At 55.2% G+C, this 16,278-nt stretch carries 11 protein-coding genes; 6 read left to right on the top strand and 5 right to left on the bottom strand.

The window, feature by feature from the left end:
• Positions 1-70 precede the first annotated feature (70 nt).
• Together HDE76_RS03195 and HDE76_RS03190 are read left to right on the top strand one after the other, a co-directional pair.
• Positions 71-316 carry a hypothetical protein gene (locus HDE76_RS03195; protein WP_179476873.1) on the top strand — a complete coding sequence of 82 codons (246 nt, stop codon included), beginning with the start codon at positions 71-73 and terminating at the stop codon, positions 314-316.
• Positions 317-572: 256 nt separating this feature from the next.
• Positions 573-1,364 (top strand): GDSL-type esterase/lipase family protein, encoded by a 792-nt coding sequence (locus tag HDE76_RS03190; RefSeq protein ID WP_179476872.1) that lies wholly within the window; start codon positions 573-575, stop codon positions 1,362-1,364.
• Between the two features lie 144 nt (positions 1,365-1,508).
• Here the strand turns inward: HDE76_RS03190 and HDE76_RS03185 are convergent, their stop codons facing one another.
• On the bottom strand, positions 1,509-1,865 hold the full coding sequence (locus tag HDE76_RS03185) for a hypothetical protein (RefSeq protein WP_218861922.1): 357 nt from the start codon (positions 1,863-1,865) through the stop codon (positions 1,509-1,511).
• A 186-nt stretch (positions 1,866-2,051) separates the two neighbouring features.
• Here HDE76_RS03185 and HDE76_RS03180 point away from each other — a divergent pair, with 186 nt between their 5' ends.
• Both HDE76_RS03180 and HDE76_RS03175 read left to right on the top strand, forming a co-directional pair.
• Positions 2,052-5,123 (top strand): sensor histidine kinase, encoded by a 3,072-nt coding sequence (locus tag HDE76_RS03180; RefSeq protein WP_179476870.1) that lies wholly within the window; start codon positions 2,052-2,054, stop codon positions 5,121-5,123.
• 3 nt (positions 5,124-5,126) lie between these two features.
• Positions 5,127-5,759 carry a response regulator transcription factor gene (locus HDE76_RS03175; protein WP_179476869.1) on the top strand — a complete coding sequence of 211 codons (633 nt, stop codon included), beginning with the start codon at positions 5,127-5,129 and terminating at the stop codon, positions 5,757-5,759.
• 64 nt (positions 5,760-5,823) lie between these two features.
• Here HDE76_RS03175 and HDE76_RS03170 read toward each other — a convergent pair whose 3' ends face one another.
• The 3 genes from HDE76_RS03170 to HDE76_RS03160 all read right to left on the bottom strand — a co-directional run bounded on the left by HDE76_RS03170 (position 5,824) and on the right by HDE76_RS03160 (position 10,256).
• On the bottom strand, positions 5,824-6,660 hold the full coding sequence (locus tag HDE76_RS03170; protein ID WP_179476868.1) for an SGNH/GDSL hydrolase family protein: 837 nt from the start codon (positions 6,658-6,660) through the stop codon (positions 5,824-5,826).
• Between the two features lie 202 nt (positions 6,661-6,862).
• The gene (locus tag HDE76_RS03165; protein WP_184505357.1) at positions 6,863-9,019 is read right to left on the bottom strand and encodes a carboxy terminal-processing peptidase; all 2,157 of its coding nucleotides are present in this window, start codon (positions 9,017-9,019) and stop codon (positions 6,863-6,865) included.
• 331 nt (positions 9,020-9,350) lie between these two features.
• Positions 9,351-10,256: a LysR family transcriptional regulator gene (locus HDE76_RS03160; protein WP_179476866.1), complete on the bottom strand. Its 906-nt coding sequence runs from the start codon at positions 10,254-10,256 to the stop codon at positions 9,351-9,353.
• 137 nt (positions 10,257-10,393) lie between these two features.
• Here HDE76_RS03160 and HDE76_RS03155 point away from each other — a divergent pair, with 137 nt between their 5' ends.
• Positions 10,394-11,179: an alpha/beta hydrolase gene (locus HDE76_RS03155; RefSeq protein WP_184505355.1), complete on the top strand. Its 786-nt coding sequence runs from the start codon at positions 10,394-10,396 to the stop codon at positions 11,177-11,179.
• A 578-nt stretch (positions 11,180-11,757) separates the two neighbouring features.
• A complete protein-coding gene (locus tag HDE76_RS03150; RefSeq protein ID WP_179476864.1) occupies positions 11,758-12,531 on the top strand; it encodes an alpha/beta hydrolase in 774 nt (257 codons plus the stop codon).
• Positions 12,532-13,044: 513 nt separating this feature from the next.
• Here HDE76_RS03150 and HDE76_RS03145 read toward each other — a convergent pair.
• Positions 13,045-15,900, bottom strand: coding sequence for a sensor histidine kinase (locus HDE76_RS03145; protein ID WP_184505353.1), 2,856 nt, complete (start codon positions 15,898-15,900; stop codon positions 13,045-13,047).
• Positions 15,901-16,278 lie beyond the last annotated feature (378 nt).

The raw sequence follows: 16,278 nt of genomic DNA, 5'->3' as shown, positions 1-16,278 counted from the left end.
GTTAACGTGACAACTCATGAGGGGCTGATTTTGTCGGCCGTCTTGTTGGTTGGCGTGTGTGAGAATCGACATGTTCAGTACTTGGTGGGGGAGTGATTTCGATGTTGGCGCGGCTGCTTCGGGTCAGGTAGGACGGGTCGGTGCAGAAGCACATGGCTGGGTCGAAGTTTCCCTGCGTGGCCATTTTTATCCCGCGCTGCACACGGCAAGACGCTTACTCGATTCGTGCGACGACTACGCCGAGAATGAGTGCGCATCGAGCAAGAATCACGAATGGTGGTGGTATGCGGATGTCGATGCACCATCTCTGGCGTGAAGACAGCAGCTGTTCCTCGACTTTGAAGCCCTCGTCCCAATTGCCACGGTTTGTTTGAGTGGCGAGGTGCGCGGTTCGATCGACAGCATATTTTGCGCCGATGAACGTTGAAAAATCGTGGCGCGCAATGATGATTTGGCCAATTCGCCTTAGAAGATCCAGATCGTCAGCGGCCGAACGGTTTGACTCGGACGAGCTACCCGTTTGCTTTTATCCGCGACGAGCTTTCATCAACTTCCACTGAAGGATGTGACCAATGACCCAGGCGCAAACACCCGTCGGCATGGTGGATCGGCTTGATCCGACGCCGCGTAGACATTCGCCATTCGAGCAGGCATTACTTAAGTTCCTGCTTGGTTCGGGTCCAGCGGGGCCGGAGCTGATAGCTCTTGTTACTGACCCAGAGGCTCGCGCCGCTTACACCGCCGCAGAAGTAGGACAGCGCTCGCGCGACTGGCCCTTTCTCGGCCTGTATCGCGGAGAGAACGAGACTGTACGAAAAGAGGGTTGTCCGAAAGTGGTTTTCATTGGCGACTCCATCACTGAGATATGGCGTTACGCCGATCCAGGCTTTTTTACGAACGGTATCATCGGCCGAGGTATCAGTGGCCAGACGACGCCGCAGACGTTGATCCGCTTTTATCCCGACGTGGTGGCGTTGAGGCCACAGGCGGTGCACATCCTTTGCGGCAGCAACGACATTGCCGGCAACACCGGCGCAACGACGCCGCAAGACTACAAGAACAATATTCTGGCCATGCTCGACATCGCGCAAGTCAACGGTATCAATGTCCTGCTGGGCAGCATCACACCTGCCGCGGGGTTTACGCATAGCCCTCAGGTTAGGCCGATCGCGCGTATTGCCGAGTTGAACGACTGGTTGCGCCATACCGCAAACGAGCGCGGTGCGGTTTTTATTGATTACTTCAGCGCACTGGCTGCCGAAGACCGTTCGCTCCCTCCGCGATATACGAATGATGGGCTTCACCCTAATCGGGCGGGGTACGACGTTATGCGCCCACTTGTGGTCGAAGCCATGAGGGTCTAGCCCAATCTTGAACGGCATAGCTTGGATCAACCGGAGCGCGTCGTTCTTCAGGCGTATGGCACAACCGGTTTGGTCATAGCTAGTTTTATAATTTTCCGTGCAGAAATCGCCAAAATGATGTTGCTTTCGCAAAAAACTTCGGCATCAATCGTCGCGATTTCGTTCAAGATTCAGTACGCGCCGGCCATAGATCAGGGCATCGAGCGAGTAAGCCCCAGGGCCCAGTAGAAACAGGGCCACGCCCAGCGTTATGGTGATAGCCGAAACGCTCTGACCCAAGCCGCTCAAGCGTAATATCCCGGCTATACCCGAGAGCACAACCAAGCAGGAAAAAACGGGCGTTAAAAATCCGATGACTAACGCGATGCAGACAAGCACCAGTCCAATCAGTAAAACCGTACCAGCGTGACTGGCTGGCGCGCAGTAACCCAGCAGAAGGCCTAGAGCCAGCGCAATACGTAACAGCAGTAGGCCAATGCCGGGGCCACCGTGTGGAAACATGGAATATAGTCGTTGCACGGCAGAAGCCTGGTGGCTTTATACGCGATCAGAATCTTCTTTAAGAGATGTGCATGCGACACCCTTTCGGGTGATTGACCGGGAACTTTATGGTTATTGAACACTTGCTGGCCGTGGAGGCCTGAGCCATTGCGGCATTTAGGTAGACATGAGTTGCTCAACAGAGGTATGTCCTGCCTGCTGGCGGGATGTCTTTTTTTTATTCTGACAGGGATGGCTAGATCCTTCGACATTACCGCCTCCCCGATGGATCAGTTCCATCACTCGGCTTGGAGTGCAGCAACGGGAGCGCCGCGTGATGTCTGGTCGATCGCGCAGGGAGTCGATGGTTCTCTATGGCTGGGTACGGGCGCTGGGCTGTATCAGTTCGACGGAGTCAAATTCAGATCTGCCATACAGTTTGATAAATCATTTTCATCGTCCAACATCACGTCACTGAGCGTTCTGCCGACCGGGGAAATTTTGGCCGGCTTTTATCTGGGTGGCATGACGCTTATCAAACAGGGCCATGCCACGACCTATGGAAAAGACGACGGTTTTCCCAGCGGGTGGGTTTTGGCATTTGCGCAAACCCAGGATGGTGTCATCTGGGCAGCTGCGAGGCATGGATTGGCCCGGTACGAGAATGGGCGGTGGACCACGATAGGCAATGATTGGGGCTTTCCTCCGAACAGTGCTGGATGGGTGCTGGTCGATAAGGAGGGAACCTTGTGGGCGTCGGGCCCCTCGTCGCTTCTTTTTCTCGCCAAAGGCTCTCATCGATTCCAGGACACTCATATTGCGCTGGGCTCTGGCGCGGTGCTGGCATTGGATCGTGATGATGGTCTATGGGTGTCCGACAAGGTTCATGGTACGCGTTCGCTCCCCGGCGTGACGGTTCTTCATCCGAGCCTTTCGATCGCGCCCAAGTTACTTTCACAGAACTTCATAACGTCCAACCGAATGCTTTTTGACCGTAACGGGCACATGTGGGGCACCGATTCTCAATCGGGTGGCGTCTATATCGTGCTTGACCCCAAGACTGTTGCGGATGGCCGTTCTTTACAGAGCAGCGATCTCTCATACGTGGTGAATCGGAAAAATGGTCTGACTTCAGATTTGACAGACCCTCTGTTGAACGATCGCGAAGGCAACGTCTGGGTTGGCACAAATTTTGGACTTGATAGCTTCAGAAGCAGCAACGTTTCCGTCGTTCCCGGGTTGGAGGTGATTCCAGGCGTAGACTTCAACGGGACTGTCGACAGCGCGGGGAATGTCTGGATACTGAACGGAAGATCGATATATCGGGTTGAGAACGCCGTACTTCATTCTGTCATCAAGATGCCGGAAACCGTCCACGATCTGGCCGGCACCGAAGATGGTTCGCTTTGGTTTGAATCAGAAACTGGGATATATCGTTATAAGGACGGCGTTACGCAGTCCATTCCCTTGCCGGCGGGAGTCACCAACGCCTCGTTGGCGGCTTTTACTTCGGACCATGCGGGCGGAATATGGGCGTCTTTCGTCAACGGTCGATTGTTTCATTGGTCATCGGGACGATGGAGCGTTAGCAGCGATTCCTTGATTCGAGATACGCCGACGGCTTTAGCTCTGGCCAACGAAGGCCTGTGGGTTGGTTTTACCAATAACCGGGTTGTGGTGGAGGACGCACACAGCGCACGGTTATTCTCTTCGAAAGATGGTGTCGGCATCGGCGCGGTGAGCTCCTTCAATGTGGCGACATCACTGAAGCTCGTGGGAGGCGAACTGGGGCTGGCCCGTTTCGAGAACGGCAAGTTCCAAACGCTTTCGTCGATTGGTGCCAGCCCGATCAGCGGTATTTCCGGCATCGTGCAGTCGGAGGGAATGTTTTGGCTTAATACGGGCCAAGGAGTGCTTAGAATCAGTGCTCTGGAATTAAAAAAAGCGTTTGACGATAGCAATTACAGTCCCACCTATAAATTGTTTCAGTATCGCGATGGATTGCCCGGTTTCGCACTGCAATCGAAGTCGCTGCCAACGGCATGGGTGGATAGGGATGGCCAGATATGGGTCGCTACGAATCTTGGTATTGCCTGGATCGACCCGCGGCATACTCATCTGAATCGCGTACCACCAACCGTGGAAATTGTGGACGTGTCGAGCAATGGCCGGCACTACCTGCCAGAGCCGCACGCCGATGGTGAGACTAGGAATGATCTTTCGGTGATGCAGTTACCGAAAAGAACGTCCAATTTAGCGATTGAATACTCTGCTACAAGTCTGTCTGTTCCGGAGGGTACGCGCTTTCGATGCAGGCTCGATGGTGTGGACGAGGTTTGGCAAGATGTGGGTACACGCAGGGAAGCTTTTTACGCCAACCTTTCGCCGGGTACCTATACATTTCAAGTCGAAGCTGAAAATGAAGACGGTGTGTGGAGCACTTATCCAGCGTCGGTGGGGGTGACCATACCGCGCATGTTCTATCAGACAAACCTGTTTATCATTGCTTGTGTGGCAGCTGTCTTGATCATCACAGCCTTGTTATTCGGAATGAGGCTTCGTCAGGTCGCCGACAACGTACGCAGTCGGCTGAATGAGCGCTACGCCGAACGGGAACGGATCGCTCGAGAGCTGCACGATACGCTGTTGCAATCGGTGCAAGGACTGATATTGAGCGTTCAAGCGGCCGCCCAGCGAGTCCCCATGGGCGAACCGGCAAGAGCAATGATTGATAAAGCCCTTGATAGGGCCGACGACGTACTGGTTGAAGGGCGCGACCGTCTGCTTGACCTAAGGACAACCGCCGAACAGGCCCGTAATCTACCCCGCGCTTTTGCACTAATCGGCGAAGAGTTGGGTAAGGACGCTAATGTATCTTTTCAGATCCTGGTTGAGGGACTGGAACATCCGGTCGATCCGATGGTTCGAGAGGAAATTTATCGTATTGGTCGGGAGGCAATTCTTAATTCCTACCGGCATTCGGATGCCGACGCGATTGAGATCGAGATCAGTCACGATAGCGATGAGCTCAGAGTGCGGTTTCGGGATAACGGTCGCGGGATAGGCGAGGGCGTCACCCTTAGTGGGGGCCGGCCTGGGCATTGGGGACTGGTGGGAATGCGCGAGCGCGCTGTTCAAATGGGCGGCAGTCTCGTCGTTTGGGGCGGGCCCGATCTGGGTACAGAAATTGAGCTGAAAATTCCTGCTGCGGTTGCGTATGGAGATACCCGCCCATCGTTTCGTCATATTCTGCGGCGTCTGGTCAAGGGTGGAAGATAACCTATGCAATCCGAAGATAACCTTATCCGAATTCTCACCGTCGACGATCACCCCATGCTGCGCGATGGCATCGCAGCGGTTATCGAAACGCAGCCCGATATGGTTCTGGTAGCTGAGGCAAGCGATGGCTATGAAGCCGTTGAAAAGTTTCGGCAGTACCGGCCCGATGTGACTCTTATGGATATCCAGATGCCGGGTATGACGGGAGTTGAGGCGATCAACCAGATATGCCGGGAGTTTCCTGCCGCGGTTATTCTTGTCTTGACGACTTATAAAGGAGACGTCCAGGCAGTCAATGCCCTGAAAGCGGGCGCGAGGGGGTTTCTACTCAAGAGTGTATTGCGTAAGGAGATGGTCGATACCATCCGCAAACTCCATGCAGGCAAGCGATGCATCGTTCCTGAAATAGCGGCCCAGATCGCCGATCACGCCATCGACGACGAACTAACCATGCGTGAGACGCAGGTGCTCAAGCAGGTCGCAGCGGGCAACTCCAACAAGAACGTGGCAAACATGTTGGGCATCAGCGAAGAAACGGTCAAGGCGCATATGAAGGGCATTCTGTCCAAGCTCGGTGCCAAAGACCGGACCCATGCGGTCATGATTGCGGTCAATCGCGGAATTATCCAGGGCTGAATCCGATCATAGTTGCTTACGTCGTTTATGAGGCCAACGCAGCAACAACCCAGGGCTCCCACGTTCAATAAGATACGCCAGAACCCAGCGAGGCATCTATCGCGAGTGCGACTGCCCGCATTCCCTCAACGTTAGGATGAAATGGCGCTGTCCAACGAGCGCTTGGAAAGCGGCCGTTAACCCAGGCTTGGGCTGAGCATGCGCTATGGTCGGTCGTCTGATCGTTGGGATCGACGTATGCTGCACTGCTCGCGATCGCTGCAGCACGTGTGGCTTCCTTGAGGCGCTTGGCGATTCCACGCATCTGCACGATGTCTTTGTCGCTTAGACCGAGTGACTCGCAGCTCCCTTCGGCGGGTAAGACATCTAGATAACCGACAAAAACGATGTGCGCTCTCTGAGAACGCGCTCGAATTTCCTTAGCGATGTCTCGAAGATGAGCCCCGAGTTCGCCAAAATGTTTGTCGACTAGGCGTGTCGGTGTAATGACACACGCCCTCAAAACAAAACTGACAATCGAATGGTCGCTTGAACAGCTTTTAGCAACGAGATTGGAGAGATACTGCACATCGTTGCCGCCGATCGTTATCGTCACCAGAGTCGTCGAAGGACCAATCGCATCCACTTGAGGGCTTTGAAAATACTGCCCGCCTTTCAAAATATCGTTAGTAGTAGCGCCGGCACAAGACACGTCGACCAGCGTAAGGCCTCGCTTGCGAGCAAGCATGTGCGCGTAATTGTGATCGGACCGCGCGCACAGCAAAGGGCTACCTGCGCTTTGATGAGGAATGCCGGGTCCGGAGGAAAATGAGCTGCCGAGCGCTACATACTGGGCGCCGTGCTGGACGCGAGCTTTGCCTTGCATATAGACAATGAGTACGGCTGCGATAGCAGCGGCCAAGCACGGAACAACAAGTGCCAATCCCACACGTCGGCCCAATGTTCTCAACGATCTTGCTCGATGGACTGACGCCACTTTTAGCTCTTTTTTGGAATGATTCCGCTAACCGACGATATCGTAGCGACGTCGTATCGAATATTGCCATCTACTCGCTTGCAACACGCGAGGTCTCGACCAACGAAGGCCTATGTCCAATGGTAAATCAGCCAGTAGCCGCAGCAAACATGATCAGCAGGCGCGACTCGTCGGCGACGATCTGAGCGGCTTCTTGCAGGCCTGGATCCTTGAGCATCTTGGAGGAGGAGGGCGTCTTCTCCGGTGACAACGCTCGCTCAGACGGGTCGAGTCCGTCATCGGCAATTGCCGCATCATCGGAGTCAGCTGGAACCCCAGCTGCTTTATCTATATTTCGACGACGGTCTTGGAAGGCCTTGGTAACCGCAATATCGGCATCACGGTCAGCCTTTCTCACAGCAAGGTTGAGCGAAACCGATGTGCGCGATGACGCTCTTTGGAAAGCGTTGATCTCATCCAGCATGAGCTGCCAGGCGGGCGAGTCTGCCACGCGTTTCTCGTGTGTCTCTTCTAGCACGCTGACGAAGCGCGCTTGTGCTGCGCCGGCCTTGCGCGGAAGTGCGGAAATGCTAGAGGCAGGCAGGGCGTTCTTATAAATCGATTCGCCGAACAATTTTTCCTGGCCGGTGGAAGGGAAGGAAATATCCGGCCGTACACCGACCAGTTGGGTGCTCACGCCATTGACGCGGTAAAACTGGGCGATGGTCATTTTAAGTTCGCCCAGCTTGTTGCTCCCATCGCGTCCAACTACTGAGTCAAGGTCTACAAGATTTTGAACCGTGCCCTTGCCGAACGTGGTCTCGCCGATGATGAGGCCGCGCTTTTTGTCCTGGATGGCGGCCGCAAAGATTTCAGAAGCGGAAGCCGATCCATGATTGACCAATACGCCGAGTGGTCCTGTCCAGACCGCCTGGTCGTTAGGCGCGCCGTCGACTTCAACGTTCCCCCGGGCGTCTCGAACCTGCACAACAGGACCTGATCCGGAAAAAAGGCCGGCTAGCGCCGTCGCTTCGGTCAGAGACCCGCCGCCGTTGTTACGAAGATCGATGAGAACACCATCGACATGTTTCTCGTTGAATTCGGTGAGCATGCGTTTGACGTCGCGACTGACGCTGCTGTAACCGGGGTCACCGTCACGCCTTCCTTCGAAGTCCTCATAGAACGACGGTACGCTGATGACGCCGATCCTCTGTCGATGCCCCTGATCGGCAGTTTCGATGACGGATGAACGTGCTGCCTCATCCGCGATCGACACCTTTCGCCGTTGAAGGACGACCGTACGCGTGACGGAATCGCCTTTGCGCTCATCAGACAAAAGCTCGATGCGAACAGACGTCCCTACCGCGCCGCGAATCAGCCCCACCACATCATCGGCGCGCCAACCCACCACGTCGACCAAACCCGCCTTGTCGCCTTGACCCACCGCAACGATACGATCGCCCACGTGGACTTTGCCCGATGTTCCCGCAGGGCCTCCTGGTACGAGCTCGCTGATCTGCACGTATTCGTCGTGTTCGCGCAGGTACGCGCCTATACCGACGAGAGACAGCGACATCTGCGTATTGAATTCGAGCGCAGTTTTGGGGACGAAATAATCCGTGTGGGGATCCATGGATTCGCTGAAGGCTGTCATATAAATCTGAAAAGCATCTTCAGGCGTTGTCTTTTTGAGCCTCTCCGTGACACGTTGGTAACGATGCGTCAGCGTCTGGCGGATTGCTTCATCATTCTGTCCGGCGAGCTTCAATCGCAGCCAATCGTCTTCTGCATGCTTGCGCCACAGGTCGTGCAGCTCATCGGTCAAGCTGGGCCACGGCGCGTCTTTGCGCTCGATCTGGACGGATTCTTTCGAGGTAAAGTCGAAGCCATGGGGGAGCAGGGTCTGAGCGTATTGATATTGCTCGAGCGCACGGTTGAGGTAGCGATTCACAATGAAGAACGCTGGCGAGAGCTCGCCGTTTAACGTCGACGGAGCCAGCGCGTTTGCTTCGGGGGCGAAGCTGTCGATGTCAGCGCGCGTGAATGACGAACGCTCCGGATCGAGATTCTCGAGCAGATGATCAAAAACGACTTTCGAAAACGACTGATCGAGCGGTTGGGGCCGATAATGAAAACGTGTGAAGAGCAAGCTAACGACTTTCGCGGCTTCTGGCTCGACCGGGCTTGGAGACAGATGAATGGGGGCCTGTGCCTGGCCGGTGCCGTCGGCCAAAGCGGGCCGAAAGCACAGCGCTGTCAGTGATAACAGAACGCAAAGCGAAATCGAACGGTAGGGACGGTTCATGAGCTCAACTTGGAAAGTGTTCGATAAGGCTGCTTTCGCTAGGCAAAGCGCAAGCAGCAAAAGTTCATGCACGAGAACGGGGAATGAGAGGGGGTTAAGCAGTCTGATCAACCGTCTTTGTATTACTGCTAGCGTCTGGTTTCATGCCCCAGTTGGGGTATTGCTTTGCGAGGCCATGACATTGGCATGCCGATACCTGGCCCGGCAACGACGCTCGCGCCGGGTCCATCGGAAGTGTGTCGCCAGAACTGATTTGTGCCATACAAAAGCAGGGTAGCGTCAGCTCACAGAGCCTTAGTTCGGGACGCATGTCTGACTTTGCGCCGTTGCTTCATGCAGGCCAGGGCGGCGTATCGCCAAAACTGGCTACCAGATGATCGATAAACCGGCGCAGCTTCAACGTCACATGACGGGCGGACGGATACACCGCGTGGATGGCCAGCGAGACGGTTTGAAACTTGGGTAGCAGGGTGACAAGGTCGCCGCGCGCCAAATGCTCGCCGAATACAAAACTCGGGCCGTAAGTGATGCCCGCACCTTCGAGTGCGGCGGCGAGCAACATTTGGGTATTGTCACTGGAGAGCCGGATTGGTCCATCGAAAGTATGCGTCTCTCCCTTCGCATCGGTTGCCGTCCAGTCGCCTTGCGATACCGCGTTACTGAACACCAGGCGTGGCGCTTGGCGTATGTCATCCAGCGTATGTTTCAACCGATGACGAGTGAGAAATTCCGGCGCGGCGCAGAAAACCATGCGGCAAGGCGCCAGGCGTCTTGCAACCAGATCGGAGTCCAATAGTTTGCCGATGCGGATGGCCACATCGATACCACCGGCCAGCAGGTCCACATACTGATCGTCGAGTCTTACATCGATCGTGACTTCCGGATGCTGATCCAGATAGCGGGCAACGACGCCGCCTAGATGCATCGCGCCAAAGGTCACCGGCGCCGCCACTCGCAGCGGTCCGCGAACGACAATCTGGGCGTCGCTGGCTTCACGGTTCGCCTCGTCGACTTCCTCGAGAATTCGCTGGCAGCGCAGGTAATAAGCGCGCCCTGCATCAGTCAATGTGAGCTTTCGCGTCGAGCGCTGCATAAGCCGCACACCGAGTTCGGCCTCAAGCGCACTCACGTGCTTGCTCGCCATTGAGGGCGACAAGCCAAACTTGCGCGCTGCTGCCGCCAGGCTGCCCTCGGCGGCAGCAGCGACAAAAACACCAAAGCTTATAAAACGGTCCATGGCCCGGCCTGATTATCTCGATTTTTTATCGAGTGATGATAGTAAATCACTCATTGTCGACTGTGCGAGCGAGATCTATTTTGGTTGTCGAGCCGCAGTCATTCGCCGATTGCGGCATCCACAAACGAGGACAGATCATGAAAATTGCAGCCAACGGTATTCAAATCTTTGTTGAAGAGCAGGGTGAGGGCGACCTTCCGCTGGTCTTTCTTCACCACTGGGGCGGTTCGCATAAAACCTGGCGCCACGTCGTAGATAAGCTTTCCGGCAGCTACCGGACGATTACGACCGATCACCGCGGATGGGGAGTTTCTGACGCTCCGGTGAGCGGATACGGCTTCGCCGATCTGGCGGCTGATGCGGAGAGCGTCATCAATGCGCTCAACCTCAAGAAGTACGTGTTGGTCGGCCACTCGATGGGCGGCAAGGTGGCGCAGCTCATCGCATCGCGCCGACCCGCTGGCCTGGCGGGCCTGGTCCTTGTCGCACCCTCGCCACCGCCTGCGGTCGTGCTGCCGCAGGAGATGGCGGAGGCAATGGCCGGTGCCTATCTCACGGCTGAGTCGGTAGGTGCAACGATCGATCACGTGCTGACGGGACGGGTACTTTCTGTGGAGGATCGCGCGCAGGTGATTGAAGACAGTCTGCGCGGCGCGCCGCAGGCCAAGGTGGCGTGGCCTCGTGCCACCATCCTTGAGGACATTTCTGCCCAGGTGCATGCCATCAATGTTCCGACGCTGGTTATCGCCGGCGAACTCGATAAGGTCGACAGCGTAGAGATGCTCAAATCGCATCTGCTGCCGCATATTGCTCATGCTCAAATGGAGGTGCTGGCCGGCACGGGCCACTTGTCACCGCTGGAATCGCCCGCCGAAGTCGCCAACCTTATCACTGAGTTTGTCCGCGACCGCGTGGTTCACTGAAAACTTTTAGCTTTTTGTTTTGCTGGAGCGACGAAGAGGCCATGGATGGCCTTTGGCGTACTCGCTGCGTTTCGCAGACGCCGCGATATCTGCGCCAAGCCAACGATGATGAGCGCGAGAATCACCTAGCCTCAGAGAGCCGAGAATGGGCGGCACGATCCTGGACGTGCACACTGCTTAAACCTAGCTGTTAGAACGCCGATCCGCCAAACGGCATTCTTCTGCCGGAGCAGCCGTTAACTCATGCCACCACTGTTTCCTCGCAAAGACAACTGCGCCTGAAAAGTGATCACGCAAGGTCGGCGAATTTTCCCGCTCCGTTGGCGCAAGAGCGATCGCGCACACAGCGGTTGCTAGGTCATTGTCCGAATTCAAGCCGGCCGTCCCAAATAAGCAAGAACCGCACATCGCCTTCGACAAGACTTGTGCTTGTAGGAGTTCGACTATTGGCTCTGAAGCGGGCCAGGCGTAATAGGACGAAATTTCCGAGGACCAACAGGCACCTTTCATGGGCCACATGCGGGCAGCGATACAGCGCCGCTGACCGTATGTATTCACGCGCTGCAGGAGCTTCACGTATGAATCTGAGTAAATTTCTCGCCGCCACCATGGTGGGTGGCGCGGTCATCGCAGGCGGCGCAGCTCAAGCTGCCGATACCCGTCCTTCGGTGGTTCTGGTTCACGGCGCATTCGTTGATGGCTCGGGCTGGAAGAGTGTCTACGACATTCTCACCCACGACGGCTACAAGGTCAGCATCGTACAAATCCCCACCAGCTCGCTGTCGGACGACGTTGCGTACACCAAACGAGTTCTCGATAAGCAGACCGGACCGGTCGTGCTCGTCGGTCATTCTTACGGCGGTGCGGTGATTACTGAAGCCGGCACCGCTGATAATGTTAAGGCGCTTGTCTACATTACGGCCTTTGCTCCCAACGCTGGTGAGTCCGTCCAGACGCTGATCTCCCATCCCGTTCCGGGCGCGGCGCCGCCGCCGATCCTCCCGCCGGACAATGGCTGGTTGTTGCTGGATAATGCAAAATTCGCCGCGGCTTTTGCTGCTGATCTGCCGCCAAAGACCGCGCAATTCATGGCTGATTCTCAGGTGCCTTGGAATGTTGCGGCGATCGGTGGCGTCATCTCTACGCCTGCATGGAAATCCAAACCGGACTTTTATCTTGTCGTCGATGGTGATCACATGATCCCGGTTGAGGCGCAGCGCGCCATGGCCAAGCAGATGAATGCGACGGTGACGAACGTCAAGGGAAACCACGCCATCTATATGTCGAACCCCAAGGTTGTTGCCGGGATCATCGAACAGGCGGCAAAGCATGTAGAAGCAGGCGCGAAGTAAGTTTTCGGGTGGTGCAGAAGGCTCCGAAAGGAGCCTTCTTTTTTTGCGTTGGAAACCGTAGCGTTTTAGGCAGGCTCGATGTTCGATCGGTCTGTCGTTAGAGAATGGAGTGGCCACATTTGGCGATCATTGGCAAAAGGTCAACGAAATATTTCGATTCTAATCTCTCGGGTCTCATGCAACGAATGCGCTGCTTCTCGATAGTCTGCGTAAAGCAAATAGTAGCGAGTGACGTGTGATCCTTTGTACCGCCACCTCCTATTCGAGAATCCCGGTTTGATCCGCGTCAGATAAAATCAGGCAACCAAAGGCGAATATTGCAGCATAAAGGCGGCAGGGCTAAAGCCTTCTCCATGCAAGTAGGATTCTGACTGGGTCCGGCAACTGCACGCGCGCAGGACAGCAGTGACTATAGCCCGATAGTTTTATGGTATCGCGATTGCGGATTCGGTCAGCGTTCTACGTCCATATTCATCCTGCTGGTGTATCCAAAAATGGCAATCAGACCAAAAATTAGTATGTCCGCTTGACTATCGCCCACTTGCTCGGCACCTCCTTACCGTAAGCCTGCTTGCACGGAACCACTAATTTCATTTCTGCGCCCCCTTGTGGGCGATTGTGAAGTGAGAGTTTGGCCTCTAGAGCCTTCGCTCGTTCTTTCATGCCGACAAGACCCCAGTGTCCTGGCAATATTCCTGCCGCCAATACGTAGGCCGGTAGTCCTTCGCCATCGTCACTTACCGTGAGTGTCAATGCGTGTGATGCATATTCAAGAGCGACTAATATATGGCAGGCCTTGGAGTGTATCGCTGCGTTACGTATAGCTTCTCGCGCGATCTCCACAATCTCTTCGAAAGCTTTCGTTTGAAGTTCCCGGAACTCGCCCTTCACCCGTATGTCGAACACGGAGGTCACCCTGAGTGCCCAGTACTCGCCCGCTTTCCGCAACTCACTCAAAAGGTTGGGCTTGTCAGAACTCGTAAGGCGAAGCGCGAGAATACGCTCACGGCCCTCACGCAGGGCAGTCGTTGCGGAGTTTGCCGCACGCTCCATTTCCAGATGGCGTCGATCCAGACCGTCCTGCGACCACGCCTGGATTTGCAGTATAAGGCCCTGCATGGATTGCATTAGCGTGTCGTGCAACTCGCGCGCTATCCGATCCCGCTCATCGTGAACGGCCTCCAGCCGCGAGTGGACACGTGCACGAAGTCGCTTAGAGCGCCACGCGAATAAACCCCATAGCGCGAGCAACAGGGATGCCATACAGAGTGTCTTGAACCATCCTGTCTGGTAGAACGCCGGCGCGATAGTAAAGCTTGCCACTGACGGACGAACGCTCCAGACGCCATCTTCGTTTTCCGCCTCGACTTCAAACTGGTAAGTGCCAGGGCGAAGGTCGGTATACGTCGTCGCGCGCCGGTCGCCCACGGTGATCCAGTCGGGGTCGGAACCTTCAAGGCGATAGCGGAAATTCACTTTATCCGGTCTTGTCAGCGACGCTGCCGTATACATGAAGCGCACCGCATGAACCAGCGCAGGGAATCGGGGCGCTGGCGAAATGCCGTGCAGTATGCCGTCCGAAGCGATCGAAACCACTACCGCGACCGGGGCTATCTCGTTGCGAATCATTTTCCCGGGGTCGACCCACGATACACCTTGGGCACGCGCAGCCCAGATGCGCCCTCCACTTTGAACAAGCGATGGACCCGAACGGAAGCCTATCGTACCGCCTAGCAATCCGTCGTTCTGGTCAAATAGCTCAACGCTTACCTTGTGCGTTGGGTCTTTTTCGGTGAACTTCAGTTCACTGTGTTTTATCAGAAACAGCCCTGACGAAGCATTGATCCATAAATCTCCCTGCGCTGTCTGAGCGATCCCGTCGGCGCTTGCGAAGGTTGTTGGATCTGCTGAGCGTAGAGGCACGAATTGTTGGCTAAGCAGATGTTCCACCCCTTTCGTGCCGGCAGCCCAGACATCTCCGTGCTGCACGCTAAGCGCCAGGATGGCGCCAATGGAAAGGCCATTTGCCGCCGTGTAATTCCTGACGCCTGATTTAGTGATAACGGCAATATGATTATCGGGATAGGTGAACCATATATCGCCATTCTCCCCAGAGAACATCCTTAAAGGGGGGGCTTGAGCCAGTCCAGGAAGCCCAGTACCCGGCAACCAGGCGTTACCCATGAATCGATAAATGCCTTGTATAGACAAAAAAATATAACCACCGCGTGGGTCTGGCAGCATACTCACTGCCGACCTGGGGTCGACATCATCAGGATAGGCGATGCAATCGATCTTTCCTTCTTTCAGCCGGTGGATACAGCCAGCCGATTTATAAGGTGTATTGAACGCGACTCGGGATAGAAGCCAGGTGGTTTCGTCATTTCCGCTTGCTATAAACGATGTCGCCCCGTGAAGAGACGGCCATGGCGTTTCGACATCGCCGTTGACACTCATTACGCCGTCATTTTTTGACGAACCAATCCATACGCCACCGTGTAAATCCGGTGCAATAGTCGGGGCCAGGATTTTACCGTAGCTTTCAACCGTGCGTAGTTTGCTAGGTCGAAACTGTAAAAGTCCGCCAATCTCACCCGCCCAGATATTTCCCTCTCGATCCTCGAATAATGCGTTAATAGCCTCGCCGTACGGTGTGCCCTGACGTGCTAATGAATCGGATGACAATGATTTTTCGTTGGATGCTTGAGTTGTCCATCGGAAATGATCGAGGGCATCACTTGTCAACGACCAGATGGATCCTGATGAGTCTTCTATAACCTTGCCATTTACAAACCGTGGATGTATTTCGAAGTAGTTGGACAGTTCTTCAATAAGATCGTGAGCTTTACCTGACTTATTCGTGTCATCGATGTTGTAGATTGATGCTAGCAATTTTTTTGGTTCTACAGGCACGAAGCCGGGTTTGCCCGGTTTCTTCATCCATGCGTGTGGCCCGCCATCTATCCAGAGCGAGCCATCGCGCAGCAATCCCATCGACAAGAAATAGCTATTCCCTTCATATCCCTGTTGTGGCCCTATTTGTTCCCACTTTGCGCCGGAGAGATAATAGACGCCTTTCGGTGTGGTTGCCCAAAGAGTCTTATCAGCGTCTCTTACAATCGAGTAAACGGTATTATCTGGCAAGCCATTCGACAAATCAGATATCTGACTCTCGTGTAATCGGCTTATCCCACCAAACGTGTATCCCACCCAGAGGCTGCCGTCGGGATCGACCCAGAGAGCGCTGATGTTTTGCTGAGGTAAGGTTGTGTTGAAAGGTCGATCAAATGTCACGCCATCGAACCTAACCAAACCGTCCGGACAACCCAGCCAGAGCAGTCCATCGGAGGTTTGTGCGATGACATTCACTTGGCCTGGCGCCCCCTCTCTAGGCCCGTACTCGGTAACCGTGAAATCTTTCAGGGGTCGGTTCAGGTGCTCTACGAGTGATCGTTGCAAATCCACCGGCGCGGCGATCGATAGCTGGAGCGATGGGTCTGCACGGACACAAAGAGGCGCAGCAGTGACGAAGCACGCCAGCAACCATGCCGTTGATGCGTGTCGTACAAGACCCAGAACCCTAGCAAACCCCATCCTTTTGCCCCCGACATACCAAAAGCTCCAACGGGAGCTGACGTGGTTGAATGATCGGATAAGGACATCAGTTATTTCAGGCGCAGAAAAAGCCCAACTCGCTGTAGAACGACCGATTTTACTGGCAACTGACTAAATACCCGATGACGAAAA

The sequence above is a fragment of the Rhodanobacter sp. ANJX3 genome (assembly GCF_014200755.1).
In the GTDB taxonomy this organism is placed as follows: Bacteria; Pseudomonadota; Gammaproteobacteria; order Xanthomonadales; family Rhodanobacteraceae; genus Rhodanobacter.
Note: the sequence above shows the minus strand (reverse complement) of the source record. Positions and strands in the feature narration are given on the sequence as shown.